This window comes from Rhodoferax sp. P2_H8_2 (genome assembly GCF_056403235.1).
On record NZ_JBFUFW010000001.1, the window covers coordinates 506,570 to 525,273 of the forward strand.

Here is an 18,704-nt window from a genome sequence, read left to right on the forward strand (position 1 = left end):
CATGGAACGTGCGTAATCCGCTACTTTTTTCATAGCACTATCCGCTCAGCATGAAGCCCTGCAACCTCGGCTGCGGTGTATCCCAGGCTTTGCAGCAGCGCGTCGGTGTGTTCGCCCAGTTTGGGTGGATCAAGTCGCAGGCCCAGACGTTCCCCGCCCAGCATGAGCGGCAGCAGCGGCACCTGCGTCTGGCGCCCGTCAGGCAACTCCATGGGCGCGAGGCCGCCGGTTTGTTGTAGATGCGGGTCGTCAAACAAATGCTGTGGATCGGTGATGGGCGCGAACGGCAGGCCCACTTGCTCGAAGCGTTGGGACAGCTCGGCCCGGCTGAACTGCGCCAGCCGTGTGCGCAGCTCGGGGATTAGCCAAGAGCGCGCCATCACGCGGTCGTTGTTGGTGGTGACACGCGTGTCGGCAAACAGATCTGGGTAGCCAAACGCTTCGCAAAACGTCTTCCACTGCCCGTCGCCAACCACCGCCAGAAAAATCTGTTCGCCGTCCTTGACGCTGAACACGTCATAAATGCCCCAAGGCGAAATCCGCTCGGGCATCGGCGCAGCGGCTTTGCCGGTGACAGCGAATTGCATCATGTGCTGCGCCACCAGAAAGATGTTGTTCTCGAACAGCGCGCTCTGCACTTCCTGACCCTTGCCGGTGGTAGCGCGCTGCATCAGCGCGGCCATGGCGCCGATGGCACCGAACATGCCGCCCATGATGTCGTTGACGCTGGAGCCCGCGCGCAACGGATCGCCGGGCCGCCCAGTCATGTAGGCCAGGCCACCCATCATCTGCACGACTTCGTCCAGCGCGGTGCGGTGGTCGTACGGGCCGGGCAGGAAGCCTTTGTGGCTGACGTAAATCAGACGCTCGTCAAACTGCTTTAGCGTCGCGTAGTCCAGCCCCAGCTTCTGCATGGTCTTGGTTTTGAAGTTCTCGCTGACGATGTCGGCGGTGGCGATTAGCTTCAAGATCACCTCGCGCCCCTTCGCGCTCTTCATATCGATGGCAAGACTTTTCTTGTTGCGATTGAACAGTGGGTAGAAACCGGCGCCGCTGCCCAACAGCTTGCGCGTACTGTCGCCCGCCAAAGGCTCCACCTTGATGACCTCGGCGCCCAGGTCGGCGAGTACCATGCCGCAGGTTGGCCCCATCACCATATGGGTGAACTCCACCACCCGAATGCCCGCCAACGGCAAGGCTTTTGCTTGTGGTTCGGTCACGGCGCTTGGCGAGGGCATACGGCGAGAATACCTATGTTTATGTCACAAATAGATTGATATTCTTCCATATAGTTAGCGCCAAAGGATGAAATACAGTCCTTCTATTGGCATCGAAGCCACAGGTTTTTCATTTATTTCGAGGTTCTCCATGTCTACATCCCGCACCACCGAACACCGCCTGCAAATTGCGACGGTTCTGCACACATTCATTGAAAACAAAGTGCTGCCCGGAACGGGCATTGCGCCCGCTGCGTTCTGGAAGGGCTTTGACGCCATCGTGGCGGATTTGGCGCCCAAGAATATTGAACTACTGTCAGAACGCGACCGCCTGCAAACTGCGCTGGACACCTGGCACGAAGCGCACCCCGGCCCCATCACCGATATGCCTGCATACCGCGCGTTTCTGGAGCGCATTGGTTACCTGGTGCCTTCGCCCAAGAAGGCCAAGATCAGCACCAAGAATGTCGATGCCGAGCTGGCGAAACAGGCTGGCCCGCAGCTGGTGGTGCCAGTACTCAATGCCCGCTACGCGCTGAACGCTGCGAACGCACGATGGGGTTCGCTGTACGACGCACTGTATGGCACGGACGTGATCTCCACGGACAACGGCCAGGAGAAGGTAGGGCCCAAGGGTTACAACCCAAAGCGCGGCGCCAAGGTTATTGAATACGCACGCTACGTGCTGGACCGCACTGCGCCACTGAAGACTGGCTCACATGTGGGCTCCACCGGTTACGCCATCAAAGGCGGCGACTTGATCGTCACGCTGAAAGACGGCAGCACATCAAAGCTCGCGGACAAGGACCAATTTATTGGCTACCAGGGCGATGCCACATCCCCCTCGTCTGTCTTGCTGCAACACAACGGCCTGCATCTGGACATCATCATCAACCGCGCCACACCCATCGGCAAGAGCGACGCAGCGGGTGTGAGCGATCTGGTGATCGAAAGCGCGCTGTCCACCATCCTCGATTTGGAAGATTCCGTCGCGGTGGTTGATGCAGATGACAAGGTGCTTGCCTACGGCAACTGGCTGGGCATTCTGCAAGGCACGCTGACCGAGAGCTTTGAGAAGGGTGGCAAGACCCTCACACGTGGTCTGAACGCCGACCGTGTCTACACCGCGCCCAAGGGCAAAAAGACCGTCACGCTGCATGGCCGCTCGCTGATGTTTGTGCGCAATGTGGGCCACTTGATGACCAACCCGGCCATCACCTACACCGCCGCCGACGGCAGCACGCTCGAAATCCCCGAAGGCATCTTGGACGCCGTGGTCACCACGACGATTGCGTTGCACGACCTGCAACGCGGCAAGAAAGGCGCACCCAAAGGCCAGATCCGCAACTCACGCGAAGGCTCGGTCTATATCGTCAAGCCCAAGATGCATGGCCCTGCGGAAGTCGCATTCGCCGCTGAACTGTTCTCCCGCGTCGAGAAGATGCTGGGCCTCAAGGACAGCACGGTCAAGCTGGGCATCATGGACGAAGAGCGCCGCACCAGCGTGAATCTGAAGGCCTGCATCGCCGCTGCCAGCAGTCGCGTGGCTTTCATCAACACCGGCTTCCTGGACCGCACCGGCGACGAGATGCACACTGCTATGCAGGCCGGCCCGATGCTGCGCAAGGGCGACATGAAGACCAGCGCCTGGATTCAGGCTTACGAGAAGAACAATGTGCTGGTGGGCCTGTCCTGCGGCCTGCGCGGCAAGGCGCAGATCGGCAAGGGCATGTGGGCCATGCCGGATTTGATGAAGGCCATGCTGGAACAAAAGATTGCACACCCGAATGCGGGCGCCAACACCGCCTGGGTGCCCAGCCCCACCGGCGCCACGCTGCATGCGCTGCACTACCACCAAGTGCTGGTGTCTGACGTGCAAAAGCGCCTGGAGAAAACCAAATACGAGAAGGTGCGTGACGAAATTCTGAACGGCCTGTTGACCATTCCCGTCACCGCCAATCCCAACTGGAACGCCGCCGAAAAGCAGCAGGAACTGGACAACAACGCGCAAGGCATCCTGGGCTACGTGGTGCGCTGGGTCGACCAGGGAGTGGGCTGCTCCAAGGTACCCGACATCCACAACGTCGGCCTGATGGAAGACCGCGCCACGCTGCGCATCAGCAGCCAGCACATGGCGAACTGGTTGCTCCATGGAGTTGTCACCAAGGCCCAAGTGACCGAAACCTTCGAGCGCATGGCCGCTGTGGTGGACAAGCAAAACGCAGGTGACAAGCTATACAAAAAAATGGCGAGCAACTTCACGACATCGGCCGCTTACAAGGCTGCGACGGAGTTGGTGTTCAAGGGCTTGTCGCAACCCAGCGGTTACACAGAGCCGCTGCTGCATGCGTGGCGCTTGAAAGTGAAGGCTGCGGCCTAAGCCGCGAACTCTGACGCAACAAGGCTGGTGCGTCAGCGTCTCCCCCGACAAACCGAATATCGCGCTGTGGGGCAAGCCTGTTCCCCCGTTTCTACAGTTCGTCGTACGTCCATTGCACCTCGATAGGTAGGGCCATACAGTGGCCCGTTTGCTTGAAACAGCACGCACTCCCACCCTACCTATCCGAGGAAAGTCCCCTATGTTTCGCTTCATCCCTGGCCTCTTGATCGCGGCCATTGCCTTGCTGCATGCGGCGCCCAGCACCGCCGACGGCCTGCCTCAAGCCACTCTGCCCGCCGACCAGGCGCTTGTGCCCCGCCTCGAATCGACACTGGCTGCTCTGTACAAACCAGGCGAGCCCGGTGCTACGGTCATCGTTGTGAAAGACGGCAAAGTCCTGCTGCGCAAGGGCTATGGATTGGCGAGTGTGAGCCCGCAAATTGCGATGCAGCCCGAGATGGAACTGCGCCTGGGTTCCATCACCAAACAATTCACAGCGGTGGGCATCCTGCTCCTGGCCGATGAAGGCAAGCTGGCTCTATCCGACCCCATCACGCGCTTTATTGCCGACTACCCAATCGCCGACAACAAGGTCACCATCGAGCACCTGTTGACCCACACGTCGGGCATCCGGAGTTACACCGACAAACCCGGCTTTGCACAGACAAGAGACAAAGACGTCACCGTATCGGAGATGGTGAACAGTATCAAGGTGGATTCGCTGGAATTCGAACCAGGCACGCGCTGGCGCTACAGCAACTCCGGCTACTTCCTGCTCGGGGCCATCATTGAAAAAGCCTCTGGCATGTCCTATGCCGACTTCATGGCCAAGCGCATTTTCGTGCCGCTGGGCATGGCACACACCGCTTACGAAGGCCATGAACGCCAACCCGTCAACCGGGCGTCTGGATACCAGCGCGGCAAGAACGGCTTTGAGCCCGCCGACGCCATCAGCATGACACTGCCCTACGCCGCTGGTGCACTCGTCTCCACCGTGGATGACCTCGCACGTTGGGACGCCGCCATCACCGCAGGCCGGCTCCTGCAGCCCGCCACCTGGACCAAAGCCCACACGCCGTATCGACTGGCCAGCGGCGAACTCACCACTTACGGTTACGGCTGGGAGATCTCGCAGCTTCAGGGCAGCCCCATGATCACCCACGGCGGCGCCATCGACGGCTTTTCGACCCACGCAGTGCGCTTGCCCCAGGAGAAGGTATTTGTTGCGGTGCTGGGTAATGCCAATGGGGGCTCGGCACGCCCGGAAATGGTGGCCAACCGCGCTGCGGCACTGGCTATTGGCAAACCTTTTCCTGATTTCAAACCGGTGGTGCTGAGTGAAAAGGCACTGGACGCATTCACGGGTGTCTATCGTCTCGACGAAAAGGAAAGCCGCAATGTGACGCGGGTGGAGAACACACTGGTGATGTCACGCAAGGGCGGGCTGCGTATGGTGCTCACACCGTATGGCGACAAGCGCTTCTTTCGGGAAGGCCGACTGCAACATGTCGAATTTGAGAACGACGCGCAGGGCGCTGTAACCGGGCTCACTGTCCATGAGGTCGAGGGCAAACAAAGCTTTGCCCGCACTGACGAACCCCTGCCCGTAGCGCCCAAGGAGATCAAGCTGGACCCTGCATTGTTCGACGTTTGGGTCGGCAAATACCAGCTGGCACCCAATTTCGTGATCACCATCCGGCGCGAAGACGGGAAATTCCTGGCGCAGGCCACGGGACAAGGTGCTTTCGAGCTATTCGCTACGGCAGAGAACAACTACTTTGCTCGCGTCGCCGATATCGTGATCCGCTTTGAAAAAGCCGCAGACGGCAGTGTGTCGCATATGGTGTTCACACAAGGCGCGCGTGAAAGCGTGGCAAAGCGCTTGCCGTGAGGCGAGACAGGTACGGCCTGGCGTCTGGCTAAACCAATCCCAATCGCGAGTCCACCCACTGCTGCGCTTGTTCAGGCGAGCTGAAGGCGCAGCATTCAACACCCGCATCGGCATAGCATTTGCAGATGATGGCGGGCATGATGCCCGCGCCTTCTACCTCAGGCCCCATCACCAGCGCCACCACAGGGTTGGTAGCGGGGTTGGTATAGCGCACCTTCAGTGATGCAGCAAACTCCAGCAAAGCAGCCGGCGAGCACATGGCGCTCTTGCGAAACGTGATGATCTGCGCCCAGTTGCCTGATTGGGCCAGGGGGCCAATCAGCTTTGCAATGGTTTGTGAAATCACGGGTACCAGTTCAGCATTGAACGGCCCAACAGCCTGCACATACGCCACGCGCCCTTTGACCTCATAGTCGGCTTGCCCGTGCGCCTTGAACAGGCCTTTATTTGGAACGTCCGATGTGCTCTGCTTCATGGTGATCGCTGTGTTGCCGTACGTTCACCTATTGTGCACGGTTGCCGCGCAGGAAACAGTGATCCTTTTTCAGCTATTCCTGCAGAAATGCCGCTGCCTCGGCGCGTAGCCATTGCACAAAGTCCTGCGCGTCAGCATTCCCTTGTGCATGCTCGGCCATGTCGATGTAATAGGCCCGCTGTGACGAAGCGCCCAGCCCCCCATAGCCCGTGAAAGGCGAGACCAGCTTGCCCTCCTGCAACAAGCCATTGAGCAGAGGTACGCGGCCTATCACGACGCCCTGCCCAGCTACCGCTGCGGAAACAGCATCGGCGTATTGGGTAAAACGCAGCGTGTTTTTAAGCCGCAGATCGGCCAGCCCCATGATCTTGAGCCAAGGCTCCCACTCCACCGTGAGGGCCATGCCTTGCGGGACGTCAACGGTCAGCAAGGTGTGCTGCGCCAGATCGGCCGGGGTACGCAGCGGATGTGCGCTCTGGCTGCACAGCGCGGGCGCGCACAGTGGCAACACGGTTTCCTCAAACAACGGCGGGCCCACGTCATCGCGCTTGGGACAAAAACGCACGGCGACGTCGATACCGCTGCGCGCCAGGTCCAGCACGTCCAACGTGGCCGACATACGCACGTCTACCTGCGGATGGCTGGCGGTAAAGCGTGTCAAACGGGGAATCAGCCACAGTGACGCAAAGCCGGGCGTGCAGGTGATGCTGACCTGGCGCAGTGTGGGCGCCCCGCGCACCCGCACGGTTGCGTCGCGCAGCCGCTCCAGACAATCCGTCACCACACGCTGCATGATCAGGCCAGCCTCGGTCAGCGCCAGTGCCCGGTGGTGGCGGGTGAACAGCGGCACGCCTAAATCCATTTCCATCTGGGCGATTTGCCGGCTGATGGCGGACTGGGTCAAAAACAGCTCTTTGGCCGCCAACGTAAAACTCAAATGACGGGCGGCGGCCTCAAAGCTGTGCAGCAATTCCAGGCGCGGCAATTGTTTGCGCGAGATGCCGGTCGCAGGCGTGGGAACAGAGGGTCGAGAGGATTTCACATTCCTAGGATGCATGCAAAGCATGCTAAATGATCGTTTGTAAAGGGTCAAGCTGCGCTCTACATTCATTCCCATTACGAATGCCAAAGGATTGATATGGACACCCTCGCCACCCTCAGCTCCGCCGCCAGCATGCAATTGCCCCACCGTGCATTGATGCACCTGCCTGATGCGGCAGCCGTACAACTGGAATGCCAAAGCGGCAGCCTGTGGATCACGGTAGACCACGACGCGCGCGACACCGTGCTGACCGCAGGAGAGCGCTTTACCAGCACTGAACACCGCCATGCGCTGGTCTACGCACTGGAGTCGGCCAGTCTGGCGATTCATCCACGGGCGACCGGCGCACGTTGACGCATCCACGTGCCGCCGAAAGTGGCGGAAGCGGCCGTTCAGGCTGTTGTCATGATTCCGGCCAGTGCCAGGATCACCAGCCCAACGGCTAAAACCAGCCAGTGCAGCACCGCCAAGAGCCCCGCACGCAAAGCGGTCGCAACCCAGCTTGCCGCATGCACGCGCTTGAGGGCGAAGAGCGGGTACAAGTTGGCCCAGCCCCACACACCAAGACCGATGGGCTGCCACGGCAGTAGCACCGCAATCAACAGCATGCCGTACCAGGCGGCATGCAGATGCATCGCAAAAACAAAGTGGGCGCCATAGGGCTGGCTGCGAAAAAACAGCTTCAACAAGCCGGCAAAAAACGGCAGCGAGCACAATACCGCATAGGGTGCCAGCGAGAGCATCACGGAACCCACGCCCTTGGCGGAGCCCATAGGATCCGCCTGCCAATGCGCATTGATTTCCTGCACTTTCGCCCGAAGACCCGGCGACAGCAAGGACAACATCTCGTCGTCCAACTTCACCACAGCTTCGGATGGAACCACTTTGACTGAAGCGGATTTTGCCGTTGCCTCTGCTTCGGGTGCCAATGCCGCGGAAGCAGGCAAGGAAGGTACGCTGGCCACGTCGGCCATTGCATTTGCACGCTCAGATTGCTGCACCTTTTTTGCCCACTCGTCGTCCATATGCACGAATTGAACGGGCGCGTACTTGGCCACCAGGAAAAAGACCAGGCCAAGGCTTAGCAGCAAGCGCAGAGGAAGGACATAGCGTTGTTTACGGCCAGCGAGGTATTCCAAAGTCAGGAAACCTGGTCGGCACATCAGGGCCCACAGACTTTTCCAGAGCTTGCCCTCAGCCGCTACATAATGACTGACAAACTCGTGCACAAATTCGAACAAGGTCGGCGGGTGATTGGCCGTGTCCTGGCCACATTGGCTGCAATAGTTCGCGCCGGGGATAAGGGACCAACCACAGTTCAGGCAAGCTGTGCCCGATTCATGCGTGGCCGCGATGACGGGCTTCGCCGTCGGGTGGCGCCCCTCACCCATGTCGCGTCGAGGTTTTCATGTGTGCATCCAGATTCGAATGTTGCGGCATGCAAAGAAGTATGCCACGCACAATTAGCCCAAAAGGCCGGCCCTCGCCTAGTACGGGCTCCAGATACACTGCAACCGCTATGCAGACCCGCCCCGCCCCCGCACTGCCAGAACCGCAGCACTGCCCGCTATGCGGTGCGCCGAACCAATGTGCGATGGAAATTGAGCGCGCCACTGGCCAAAAACAACCTACTTGCTGGTGCATGGCGCAAACTTTCAGCGCAGATTTGCTGGCCCGTTTACCCCCGGAAGCACGCGGAAAAGCCTGCATTTGCGCCGCCTGTGCAAGCCAATAGCGCCAAGAAATCGCAAAAACTGGCTTTTTTGCCCCCCATTCATCGCGTTTTTCTGCAATTGACCGCGTGTCTCTGCAATCCGTCACTTGGGATAAGCCAAGCTACGCATACCCCACTACATTCGCTCCAACAGGTCACGGTGGCCTGAGTTTTTTGGAGAGTGAACATGTCTTACGCAGTTCTGAGCAGCCACAAGGTCGTGGCACTGATGGCCGCAGTGGTCGCTACCGTTGCTTTGCAAGGCGGCTTGCTGGTTGGTTTTGACCATGTGTCCGAAGCCCCACAACTCCAGGCCGCCGCCAGCTGCCGGACCATCACATTGCCTACCGTGGAGATCGTTTATGCACGCAGCTAAGTCCCTTGCCCGCCAGGGCACCGCTCCATCCCGTCGCTTGGCTCTGACCAGCGGCCTCCTGCTGTGCGCCGCGCTGGCAGGCGTCTCCAAACCGGCCCACGCCTGGGATTGGGGATGGGGCCCCAAGGTCACAGGCTCCGGCCATGTCACCACCACCACGCGCCCCGTCAGTGGTTTCACCAGCATTGATCTGGCCATCCCCGCAGACGTCAAGGTCGTGCAGGGAAGCACGGAAGGCCTGACTCTGGAGACCGACGACAACATCGCGCCACTGGTCGAAACCGTGGTCGAAAAGGGGCAGTTGATCATCCGGATGCAAAAGAAGACAGGCTCGATCAGCACCAAAGTCCTGCGAATGACCGTGAACGTTCGGGCCATTGAACAGCTCGACGTCTCTGGCTCAGGCAACATCAGCGCTGACAAGCTGCAGGCCGACAAGCTCAAATGCAGTATCGCGGGCTCCGGCGACATGCGCATTGGCGATCTCGAAGCCACCACGCTGCGCATCTCGATCGCTGGCTCTGGCGATTTCCTGGCCTCGGGCAAGACCGACACGCTGGACGGCAGCATTGCTGGCTCTGGCGATATCAATACGCAAAGCCTGTCTGCCAATGCGGTCAAGATGACCATCGCCGGCTCTGGCGACGCCGCTGTCTGGGCCAAGAAAACACTGAAGGTCAGCATTGCCGGCTCCGGCGACGTCAGCTACTTTGGTGATGCGGAAGTGAACAAATCCATTGCAGGCTCGGGCTCCATCCGCCATTTGGGCAGCGGCCCCAGCAGCAAACCCTAAAAACACCTTTTTGGTGACACCACGACGCTTCCATCATGTTTAAAGCCTTCGGAAATCTCCTTCACAAAACCCCTTGGTGGGGCCTCGTGGCCTTTGGCCTGGCCGTTCTGGCTGCGTTGACCCTGTTTGCAACGCCGCTGCATGTGCTGCGTCTGTCGGACAGCGGCAAAAACCCCGAAGAGCAGCGTGCCATCAAGCGCGAAATCCAGATCGCCTTCGGTGACAGTGCATTGAACATGGCGGAAGAAGTCGTTGCCGCGATGAAGGCGCGCAGCAACGACCGTGACCGCACCGGCGAATTCGACAAGGCCCTGGCTGAAATTGCCCGCGCCCGGGACGAACTGTCTCGCGCCCAAAACGAAGCGGGTGAAATGGCCCGCGAATCCATGCAGGAAGCGCGGCAAAACGCGCTGGAAAGCGCACAGAACGCGGCACAAAGCGCGGTGGATACTGCTACGGAAGCCCGTGAATCGCTGGAGGACTCCCGCAACGAGACCATGGACAAGCTGCGTGACAAGGGCGTAGACACCAGCGCAGCAGAGCGCTCCTTCGAGGAAATGATCCAGGCCGCGCGCACCAATGAAAAGACAGCGCGCGACGCACTGGACGCGATCAACCGCCTGATGCAGGACGCTCACCAGCCCGTGCCCCCTGCGCCGCCAGCCCTCCCCGCACTGCCCGGCAAACCTGGAATCCCAGGCGTGCCCGGTATACCGGGAGTACCCGGTGTCCCTGGAATACCTGGTATTCCCGGCGTGCCCGGCACGCCCGGAAAGGCCGCCATTCCCGCCATCCCAGCCAAGCCTGCTATTCCTGCGAAACCAGCCATCCCTGCAGTCCCGGCGATACCGGCAACCCCTGCCACTCCGGCAGAAGCCGCAAGCGCTGCCCAGGCCGCCAGTGGCGCCTCCCTGGCAGGCATACAGGTGCGGCTGGACGACGAACAGGTTCGCATGCATCTGCCGCCCGAATTCCGCGGCGATATCCGCAAAAAGGTGGCTGGCGATGTGTGGCGCATTGGTGTGGGCTCGGTGCTGATCCTGACCTTCATCCCGATCTTCGCCATCCTGCTGCTGGCCAAATACTTCATCGGCCGCTCACGCCGCGCACTGGCCTTCGCCGAAGAGAAGGAAAAGCAAGCCGCTGTCAGCGATGTCAGCCGCCAGATCACCGAAGCGCGCCTGCAAGCCCTGCAAGCCCAGGTGGAGCCCCACTTTCTGTACAACACGCTGGCCAATGTGCAAGCGCTGACCGAGATCGACCCGCCTGCCGCCAACCAGATGGTCGGCCACCTGATTCAATACCTGCGCTCGGCATTGCCCAAGATGCGCGACAGCACATCGACCGTGGGCCAGGAGCTGGAACTGGTGCGCGCTTACCTCAACATTCTGAGGATGCGCATGGGCGACCGCCTGGCGTTCTCGGTAGAAGCACCAGACGATATGCTGGCCATGCCGTTCCCGCCGATGATGTTGCCGTCGCTGGTGGAAAACGCCATCAAGCACGGCCTGGAACCGGTGCGCGAAGGTGGCCGTATTGATGTCAAGGTGTCGCGTGTCATCACGGCCATGGGCGACCAGATTTGCATTGAAGTTCGCGATACAGGCCGCGGCCTGACCGACGCGCCTATCCAATCGGGCGGCGGCGTAGGTCTCACCAATTTGCGTGAACGTCTGGCAGCCATCTATGGCGGCCGCGCAGGGTTTACGATTGAATCCAACACGCCCAGCGGCGTGGTGGCCCGCATTCGCGTACCGATGGAAGCGCCAACCCCGGCAGGCCAGACCCCAGTCCAGCCGGCAAGCCCTGCCTCCATCTACCAGCCTGCAGCACCCGCCACACCATGGAATCGCGTTCGCAGTGCCACCAGCAAAACGCACAGCGTCTGGACGCGTGTGATCTCCGGCATTTTCCTGACCATGCTGGCTTTGCTGGTCGGCCTGTTGGTGGTTGCACTGCTGAGTCTGTACACCGGCTGGTTGCCCGTGCAGGTCGGCGATCTGCAACTCGACGGTGTCGAAGGTATGGCGCTGGGCTCGATCGGCTTGCTGATTGCGTTTGGCGCGGCCACGCTGGCTGCCGCCATCGTGGTTGCCGTGATTTATGGCTTGGGCTTTTTGTTTGCCGGCCTGCTGGTATTCATACCCGCGATGATTCTGATCTCGGTGTTCCCGGTGCTACTTCCCTTTGGACTGATCTGGCTGCTCATATACTGGTTCTGGTGGCGCAAACGCACCTAATTGATCCCTAAAACACAAGGCAACGGATTCATGGATATCACCGCAGTCATCGCAGAAGACGAACCCATTCTGAGAGCCCAGCTCAAAGCCAAGTTGGCCAAGATGTGGCCCACACTGCAGATCGTGGCCGAAGTGGGTGATGGCGAAGCGGCGCTGGAAGCGATTGATGAGCACCGCCCGCATCTGGCCTTTCTGGACATCCAGATGCCGGAGATGACGGGAGTAGAGGTGGCCAAAAGCCTGGCCGCCAACCCGGACATCAAATGCCATGTGGTGTTTGTCACTGCGTTTGACCAATACGCCGTGCAGGCGTTTGAGAGCAACGCGGTGGACTACGTGCTCAAACCCTACAGCGATGAACGTCTGCAGTCCGCCGTGACCCGCTTGCAGCAGCGGCTGGAGATGGTGCCCTCCGCACCAGCACAGGATTTGCAGGCGCTGGTGTCGCACATCACGTCACAACTCAAGCCGCAAAGCGAACAGCTCAAATGGATCAAGGCCAGCCACGGTGCAAACCTGCGCCTGATTCCGATAGAAGACGTGCTGTTTTTTCAGTCGGATGAAAAGTACACGCTGGTGGCCACCAAAGACTTTGATGCGCTGATCCGCACACCGATCAAGGAAATTCTGGAAACCATAGACACCCACAAGTTCTGGCAGATCCACCGCTCCACCATCGTGAATGCCAGCGCGATCGAGCTGGTGACGCGGGATTTCCGCGGGCAGGCCAGTGTGAAGGTCCGCGAGCGCAAGGAAAACTTGGCTGTTAGCCGGCCGTTCTCGCATTTGTTCAAGCAAATGTGAGACTTTGGGGTCAGGCCACTTGCGAAGCAATGTGCGCTGATCCCAACCCATTAGATGACTTAGGGAGCAGGTTTTTCCACTTCCAGCTTGTGCAGCGCCACCAGATTGATCAGCGCCGACACGACTTCGGATTTGAAGCCCATGCGCTTTTGCCCTTCGCTGTAGCCGCTCATGATCAGCGACTGCATGTACTCGATGCAGTCACGGTGGCCCCAAAACTTCTCGATGGCCAGCGCAATACGGACATGGTGTTCAGCAACCACCGCCATCTCCAGATCAATGCGCGCCTGCAGCGGCCGCTCATGCAGCGGCATGGGGCGCGTCGGCAGATCTTCCTCTTCCCATTGCAGGGTAGGGAAACCGGTCTCGGTATAGCGAGAGTCTTTAGGGTCTTGCACCGTGTCCTTTTCGCTTTAAATGCCTTCAGCAACTTCTATTCTAGGAGTTTCAACGTCCGCTGAAGACCGGGGCATCCTCAGCCCCTGAATCCAGGGAGCAACCGATACCTGATTTGCTGCATGACGCGCATTCGTAAACGCTGCATCCACGAGAGCTGCCTCTGCTGGAATACTCCAACGGTGTCACCCCATGGTGCGCTATCCGCATGCGGGCTCGGCTCCCAATCGGTTGAGACCTCAAGAAGTTCAAGACCGCCATAAAGAGCCAAGGCTTGGTAACCGTCCGGATAAAATCGCCAGCAGTCCTGAGGAAACCGATGCTCCGGCCCCCGCGAAGGTGCAACCAGAAAAATAAGCCCCCCCGGCCGCAAAGTACGGATCATTTCCAGCCAGGTCAGCCAAAAAAACTGTACGTGCTCGAACACTTGCCCGCAAACAATAACATCCTGCGAAAAACTTGGAACTGGCAGCCTGTAGGTTGAGGTCAATACAACATCAACATTTGGCCCCGCCACCAAATCAAGGCCCACATAGCTCCATCGGGGGCGATCAAAAAATTTCCTGTACGTCCCATTGACATTCATGCTGCCGATGTCCAAAACATTCAATTCTTCTTTTTCGCGCAGAAATTTTTCTACCAACCGATTGACGTGTTCAAGTGAACTAATGTGCACAACTAACCCTTAAAGTTTCGAATTTGACGCTAAACAGCCTGCGCTTTGTTCAGCGAATACAAATACATGACACTTGTTACGTATTGTTTGGTTTCCGGATAATTTGGCACTCGGCCAGACGCCTTTGCGACGGCTGATTCCCCCGCGTTGTAAGCGGCCAAGACCAAATCCAGTCGGCCGCCATACACCTTCAGAAGTCGGGACAAATGCTGCGCAGCAACATCAATATTCGTTGCTGGATTTTTCAGTTCCTCGGCAACGTCCTTCTCCCGCGCGCCTCGCACGCCGTACATGCGGGCAGTGGCAGGCATGACCTGCATGACACCAACAGCACCCTTGCGCGACACCACTTTGGAGTCGAATGCCGATTCGGTTGCGGCAACCGCCTTGAGCAGCGCTAAATCTACTCCGCTGGTCTGCGCAGCCTTGGTCAAATGGGCCTCCAGAGACCTATACTTGGGGGATGCAGGCCACCATTCCAACGACGGCCGTTTACAGGGATGAGAACAATACGTGAGCTCGGAAGCTTTCGAAGTCGGTGAATTTGCACGTGCCGAATCAAAAATCATTGCAGCGTCGACCGCAGGTCGATTGCTCGAGAACTGGAGCACACCGTTCTTGTCCACGTACTTCCACACTTCAGCCTTCGCTGGAAGAAGACCGCAGGACAGTGAAATGAACACCACACAAAGTGGTGGGTACTTGAAGATCATATTGAAAACTACGTAAATGCCCACTAGCCAATCCATGGGCAATGAATTCCGTAGCTGGTCTACGGTTGTAGTAGTAACCCCCATTTTAACCCGCACGACCTCAGGCACGCCTGAGGGAGATAATTGACTCCTCATGTCTACTGCATTGCATATCTATGATCGCCTGGTAACGCGAGACGCCAAGGATTCACTATCCCTCATTGGAGAACAAATCCAGGCTGGCTCCACAATTCTGGACTTGGGAATGGGTGCAGGGTCTCTGGGCAAATACCTGAAGAGCCTTTTCGACTGCACGCTGGACGGCGTGTCCCACAATGAGGATGAAGTCGTTGCTGCGCAACCCTGGTACCGCAATGCAGTCGTGGCCGACCTTGACCACGTTGACGTTGCAACCCTGTTCGAAGCACACTCTTACGACTACATTGTCTGCGCCGACGTGCTGGAGCACCTCAGAGCTCCCCAGCACCTGCTCGCCTCTTGCAGAACTCTACTCAAGCCCGGCGGCAAACTGCTGACATCCATACCGAATGCCGGATATTGCGGCTTGATTGCAGAACTCATTGCAGGGGACTTCCGCTACCGCCCCGAAGGACTTTTGGACGAGACGCATCTTCGGTTTTACACACGCAAGTCGCTAAAGCGCTTCTTTGATGCCAATCTTTGGCAGTGCGTATCGACGCACACAGTTCAAAGATCGTTGCCGGCATCGGAGTTCAAAGTGGCGTTTGACGCGTTGCCCCCGGCCGTAACACGCTATCTGCTTGCGTTGCCTGATGCACTGAGTTATCAGTTCATTTCTGCCTTGGAGCCCCGGTTTGTCGAGTCGCCCTTGAATTCATCAACCGATGATGACAGCCACTCCACGGACAGCCCAGCACAGGCCCTCTTCTCGGCGGCTGTTTACCTCGCCCAAAATGGGCAATACAGCGAGTCCACGAAGGTGGTCGAATACGGCGTCATAGGCGCGACCTCGCAAAATCTGAAATTCGCTATCCCGGCCAGTTCGGAGCCCTATACAGCCATCCGCTTAGACCCAGCCGACAGGGCAGGCTTTTTACGCCTGTACTTCCTGCGAATCGTATTGCCCAACGGGAGCAATGCCTGGGTCTGGAGAAGTGACAGCACCAACGCAGGGCTCGAATTCCCGTCACAGCAGCAGATTTTCCCTATCCAGCCTGGCGATAGCTCCGTAGGAAGCTTGCTTCTGCTGTTGGGCGATGATCCCTGGTTCGAATTGCCGCTTGACCCTGAGGTACTGACTCAGATAAGCGCGCTTGGTGCATATCTGGAAGTAGGCGCTGGGTGGCCCATGTCCGCAGACTATCTGGAGGCCACCAACTCCGTCAAAGATCTCCACATGCAATATGCGGAGGCGTCCCGTCAGCAGCAGCTGGAAGCCCATCAGCATCAGTTGGAATCCCAGCAGTATCAGTTGGACGTGTCGCGTTTAACCCAAAACCAAGGTCAACTGGAAGGGGAGCGCAAGCGTTTACAATTTGCGGTTCGTGATTTGACTGAGAGTCAGCGTTCGTTACAGGAACTCTCGCAAACACTTATGGGGGAACTGCGCGAAGCGCAAAGTTCAACTCAAGATCTAAAGGAGCAATTGGGTTTTGCAGAAAAGTCCTTACACGACTTGCAAGACACAACATTTCAGTTTATTAAAAGCTGGCCTTTCGTCAGAAGCACGCGCCGGCTATTGCAAGACTGCAATGCACAGCATTTAGGTCCAATGAATCACCTTCAACCTCAACCCGCTCCAGCCACGCCTTTGCCGACGACGCCCGTAGATATCGTTGTACCGGTGTACCGTGGCTTTGCGGATACAAAGCGATGCATTGAATCGGTTTTGCTGTCCACCAACAAGACGGCCTGGCGACTGATTATTGTTAATGATCAGAGCCCTGAGCCTGAGTTGGTCTCGTGGCTGCACGCCCTATGCAAGGCCGACAGCAAGCTGGTTTTGCTTGAGAATCCTGTCAATCTCGGGTTTGTAGGATCCGTCAATCGCGGAATGGCATTCAGCAAGCAAAGTGACATCCTACTGCTCAATAGCGATACCGAGGTCGCAAACAACTGGCTTGATCGACTTCAACAAGCGGCCTATAGCCGGGCACGTGTCGCAAGTGTCACTCCGTTTTCCAATAACGCCACAATTTGCAGCTATCCGAGATTTTGTCAAAACAACGAAATCCCGGAAGGCTATGACACCGCCCGCCTGGACAATCTGTTTGCCCGCACACTGGCCGGCCAAACAGTCGAAATTCCTACGGCGGTCGGATTCTGCATGTACATCCGCCGGGAATGCCTCGGACACATTGGCGTTTTCGATTACGACAGCTTTGGCAAAGGCTACGGCGAGGAAAACGACTTTTGCATGCGCGCTATTCATGCAGGCTGGATTAACCTGCATGCGCTTGATACCTTTGTTTGGCATTCCGGGGGGATCAGCTTTGGAGACAGCAAGGCGGGCCGTGAAGCGCTCGCCATGGAAACGATGCGCCGGCTTCACCCATCTTACGAAAGACGGGTGCATGACTTCGTAAGAGTGGATCCAGCGGGCCAGGCGCGGTTGAATATCGATATTGCACGCATTACAGACAGCGGCCGCCCCGTCGTGCTCAACGTTTCGCACAACCGGGAAGGCGGAACACTTAAACATATCCGGGAGCTGACCGCCGAGCTCGGGACACAAGCCACGTTCCTCTATCTGACCCCTATCGATGGGGGCGCACAGCTCACCTTTGAAAATGTGCAAGAAGCCTTTTCGCTGCGCTTTTCCATCCCGAACGACACGCCCCAGCTGATCAAGATACTCAAGCTATTGCGCGTTGGCCATATTCATTTCCACCACCTGCTTGGACATAAAGCGGAAATTGCGCAATTGCCGTCCCTGCTTGGCGTATCCCACGACTTCACGGCCCACGATTACTACAGCTATTGCCCACAAATCACTTTGACCGACCATACGGATCGGTACTGTGGCGAGCTGGGCATAGAGCAGTGCAGGCAGTGCGTCAAACGCAGTCCGGCCCCGGAAGGAGAGGAAATTGATAGCTGGCGTTCGCGCCACAGCCACATTCTGAGCCGGGCGCGTTATCTGATCACGCCCAGTGAAGACGTTGCAGTTCGAATGCACCGCTTCGTGCCGGCTGCCCGCATTCGACTTGCCCCGCATGCGACCGTTGACAAACACGCCGTTGCCCATCCCACACCCAAGCCAGGGGCGCTCCGTCCAACCGATCGACTGAAGGTAGTTGTCATTGGCGCCTTGAGCAAGGTCAAAGGCGCAGACCTTCTCGAGGAAGTCGCGAGCTTGGCTGCACGCCAAGCCAATCTCGTGGACTTTCACCTCGTTGGGTATGCGTACAGAAATTTGACCACTCAACCCAAGGCACGCTTGACAGTGCATGGGAGTTATGACGAGTCGGATTTACCATCTCTGCTTCATTGGTTGCAGCCAGACCTGATCTGGTTTCCGGCCCAATGTCCAGAGACCTACAGCTACACACTCAGCGCGGCCCTTGAAGGCGGATACCCTGTGGCAGCGCCTGCCCTCGGGGCCTTCAGCGAGCGACTGAGCGGCCGCGCCTGGTCTTGGCTATGCAACTGGAATATGTCCGCAACCCAATGGCTGGAGTTCTTTGATGGCGTTCGCGAAAAGAACTTCATTGCAGGGCAAGAACCCGCCAAGGCTGAGGGAAATTCCAGCCCCATCAGCTTTCCAATGCTGGATTACCGTTCTGATTATTTGTCAAAGCTCCCTGCGGCACAGGCCCTGACATCAGAGCAGATGCAAGAGCTGCACCTATTGATCAGCCTGAATGTGCAAAGCAGTAATTTTCTGCAAAGCCAGCAGTCGGAAGTCAAATCCAAGGCGCTGCGCCTGCTCATCATTTTGCGGGCATCGTCCATCTTTTCACCTGTCGCCAAGCTGATACCAACGGGCTTTCAGCGCAGAGTCAAATCGTGGCTGGTGGGTTAACA

At 58.2% G+C, this 18,704-nt stretch carries 16 protein-coding genes and 2 pseudogenes; 9 read left to right on the forward strand and 9 right to left on the reverse strand.

What is annotated here, in order from left to right; all coding sequences use genetic code 11:
- Window positions 1–29: 29 nt before the first annotated feature.
- Window positions 30–1,238, reverse strand: coding sequence for a CaiB/BaiF CoA transferase family protein (locus tag AC1DV6_RS02470; RefSeq protein ID WP_477974776.1), 1,209 nt, complete (start codon window positions 1,236–1,238; stop codon window positions 30–32).
- Between the two features lie 130 nt (window positions 1,239–1,368).
- Between AC1DV6_RS02470 and AC1DV6_RS02475 the strand changes: the two genes are divergently transcribed.
- Together AC1DV6_RS02475 and AC1DV6_RS02480 are read left to right on the forward strand one after the other, a co-directional pair.
- Complete coding sequence (locus tag AC1DV6_RS02475; protein ID WP_477974778.1) at window positions 1,369–3,597, forward strand: malate synthase G; 2,229 nt, start codon at window positions 1,369–1,371, stop codon at window positions 3,595–3,597.
- 199 nt (window positions 3,598–3,796) lie between these two features.
- Complete coding sequence (locus AC1DV6_RS02480; RefSeq protein ID WP_477974779.1) at window positions 3,797–5,488, forward strand: serine hydrolase; 1,692 nt, start codon at window positions 3,797–3,799, stop codon at window positions 5,486–5,488.
- Between the two features lie 28 nt (window positions 5,489–5,516).
- On the opposite strand, the gene AC1DV6_RS02485 is transcribed toward AC1DV6_RS02480, so the two are convergent.
- Together AC1DV6_RS02485 and AC1DV6_RS02490 are read right to left on the reverse strand one after the other, a co-directional pair.
- A complete protein-coding gene (locus tag AC1DV6_RS02485; RefSeq protein WP_477974781.1) occupies window positions 5,517–5,963 on the reverse strand; it encodes a hypothetical protein in 447 nt (148 codons plus the stop codon).
- A 73-nt stretch (window positions 5,964–6,036) separates the two neighbouring features.
- Window positions 6,037–7,005: a LysR substrate-binding domain-containing protein gene (locus tag AC1DV6_RS02490; RefSeq protein ID WP_477974782.1), complete on the reverse strand. Its 969-nt coding sequence runs from the start codon at window positions 7,003–7,005 to the stop codon at window positions 6,037–6,039.
- 96 nt (window positions 7,006–7,101) lie between these two features.
- Between AC1DV6_RS02490 and AC1DV6_RS02495 the strand changes: the two genes are divergently transcribed.
- Window positions 7,102–7,359, forward strand: a complete 258-nt coding sequence (locus AC1DV6_RS02495) for a DUF2917 domain-containing protein (protein WP_477974784.1) — start codon at window positions 7,102–7,104, stop codon at window positions 7,357–7,359.
- 38 nt (window positions 7,360–7,397) lie between these two features.
- On the opposite strand, the gene AC1DV6_RS02500 is transcribed toward AC1DV6_RS02495, so the two are convergent.
- Both AC1DV6_RS02500 and AC1DV6_RS02505 read right to left on the reverse strand, forming a co-directional pair.
- Window positions 7,398–8,030, reverse strand: a complete 633-nt coding sequence (locus AC1DV6_RS02500) for a hypothetical protein (protein WP_477974951.1) — start codon at window positions 8,028–8,030, stop codon at window positions 7,398–7,400.
- Between the two features lie 48 nt (window positions 8,031–8,078).
- Window positions 8,079–8,396: pseudogene (locus AC1DV6_RS02505) on the reverse strand (DUF3667 domain-containing protein); the annotation flags it as partial.
- A gap of 128 nt (window positions 8,397–8,524) precedes the next feature.
- Between AC1DV6_RS02505 and AC1DV6_RS02510 the strand changes: the two are divergent.
- From AC1DV6_RS02510 to AC1DV6_RS02530, 5 genes are all read left to right on the forward strand, one after another.
- Window positions 8,525–8,740 carry a cysteine-rich CWC family protein gene (locus tag AC1DV6_RS02510; RefSeq protein WP_477974785.1) on the forward strand — a complete coding sequence of 72 codons (216 nt, stop codon included), beginning with the start codon at window positions 8,525–8,527 and terminating at the stop codon, window positions 8,738–8,740.
- Between the two features lie 166 nt (window positions 8,741–8,906).
- The gene (locus tag AC1DV6_RS02515; protein WP_477974788.1) at window positions 8,907–9,095 is read left to right on the forward strand and encodes a hypothetical protein; all 189 of its coding nucleotides are present in this window, start codon (window positions 8,907–8,909) and stop codon (window positions 9,093–9,095) included.
- On the forward strand, window positions 9,082–9,888 hold the full coding sequence (locus tag AC1DV6_RS02520) for a head GIN domain-containing protein (protein ID WP_477974792.1): 807 nt from the start codon (window positions 9,082–9,084) through the stop codon (window positions 9,886–9,888). Before AC1DV6_RS02515 ends, AC1DV6_RS02520 begins: the two co-directional genes overlap by 14 nt.
- A gap of 35 nt (window positions 9,889–9,923) precedes the next feature.
- Window positions 9,924–12,128, forward strand: coding sequence for a histidine kinase (locus AC1DV6_RS02525; protein ID WP_477974793.1), 2,205 nt, complete (start codon window positions 9,924–9,926; stop codon window positions 12,126–12,128).
- Window positions 12,129–12,158: 30 nt separating this feature from the next.
- Window positions 12,159–12,932 carry a LytR/AlgR family response regulator transcription factor gene (locus tag AC1DV6_RS02530; protein WP_477974795.1) on the forward strand — a complete coding sequence of 258 codons (774 nt, stop codon included), beginning with the start codon at window positions 12,159–12,161 and terminating at the stop codon, window positions 12,930–12,932.
- 59 nt (window positions 12,933–12,991) lie between these two features.
- On the opposite strand, the gene AC1DV6_RS02535 is transcribed toward AC1DV6_RS02530, so the two are convergent.
- The 4 genes and pseudogenes from AC1DV6_RS02535 to AC1DV6_RS02550 form a co-directional block, all read right to left on the reverse strand.
- Window positions 12,992–13,330, reverse strand: a complete 339-nt coding sequence (locus AC1DV6_RS02535) for a hypothetical protein (RefSeq protein ID WP_477974797.1) — start codon at window positions 13,328–13,330, stop codon at window positions 12,992–12,994.
- Window positions 13,331–13,407: 77 nt separating this feature from the next.
- A complete protein-coding gene (locus AC1DV6_RS02540; RefSeq protein WP_477974798.1) occupies window positions 13,408–14,004 on the reverse strand; it encodes a class I SAM-dependent methyltransferase in 597 nt (198 codons plus the stop codon).
- A gap of 29 nt (window positions 14,005–14,033) precedes the next feature.
- The gene (locus AC1DV6_RS02545) at window positions 14,034–14,438 is read right to left on the reverse strand and encodes a lytic transglycosylase domain-containing protein (RefSeq protein WP_477974947.1); all 405 of its coding nucleotides are present in this window, start codon (window positions 14,436–14,438) and stop codon (window positions 14,034–14,036) included.
- 102 nt (window positions 14,439–14,540) lie between these two features.
- Window positions 14,541–14,852, reverse strand: a pseudogene (locus AC1DV6_RS02550) (DUF4124 domain-containing protein); the annotation flags it as partial.
- Here AC1DV6_RS02550 and AC1DV6_RS02555 point away from each other — a divergent pair.
- Window positions 14,851–18,702, forward strand: coding sequence for a methyltransferase domain-containing protein (locus AC1DV6_RS02555; protein ID WP_477974800.1), 3,852 nt, complete (start codon window positions 14,851–14,853; stop codon window positions 18,700–18,702). The pseudogene AC1DV6_RS02550 and the gene AC1DV6_RS02555 overlap by 2 nt on opposite strands.
- Window positions 18,703–18,704 lie beyond the last annotated feature (2 nt).

Coding starts and splice junctions, on each gene's coding strand:
- AC1DV6_RS02510 (WP_477974785.1), top strand. CDS start 8,525: ATGCAGACCCGCCCCGCCCCCGCACTGCCAGAACCGCAGCACTGCCCG.
- AC1DV6_RS02500 (WP_477974951.1), bottom strand. CDS start 8,030: ATGGACGACGAGTGGGCAAAAAAGGTGCAGCAATCTGAGCGTGCAAAT.
- AC1DV6_RS02475 (WP_477974778.1), top strand. CDS start 1,369: ATGTCTACATCCCGCACCACCGAACACCGCCTGCAAATTGCGACGGTT.
- AC1DV6_RS02520 (WP_477974792.1), top strand. CDS start 9,082: ATGCACGCAGCTAAGTCCCTTGCCCGCCAGGGCACCGCTCCATCCCGT.
- AC1DV6_RS02485 (WP_477974781.1), bottom strand. CDS start 5,963: ATGAAGCAGAGCACATCGGACGTTCCAAATAAAGGCCTGTTCAAGGCG.
- AC1DV6_RS02555 (WP_477974800.1), top strand. CDS start 14,851: ATGTCTACTGCATTGCATATCTATGATCGCCTGGTAACGCGAGACGCC.
- AC1DV6_RS02525 (WP_477974793.1), top strand. CDS start 9,924: ATGTTTAAAGCCTTCGGAAATCTCCTTCACAAAACCCCTTGGTGGGGC.
- AC1DV6_RS02495 (WP_477974784.1), top strand. CDS start 7,102: ATGGACACCCTCGCCACCCTCAGCTCCGCCGCCAGCATGCAATTGCCC.
- AC1DV6_RS02480 (WP_477974779.1), top strand. CDS start 3,797: ATGTTTCGCTTCATCCCTGGCCTCTTGATCGCGGCCATTGCCTTGCTG.
- AC1DV6_RS02515 (WP_477974788.1), top strand. CDS start 8,907: ATGTCTTACGCAGTTCTGAGCAGCCACAAGGTCGTGGCACTGATGGCC.
- AC1DV6_RS02530 (WP_477974795.1), top strand. CDS start 12,159: ATGGATATCACCGCAGTCATCGCAGAAGACGAACCCATTCTGAGAGCC.
- AC1DV6_RS02470 (WP_477974776.1), bottom strand. CDS start 1,238: ATGCCCTCGCCAAGCGCCGTGACCGAACCACAAGCAAAAGCCTTGCCG.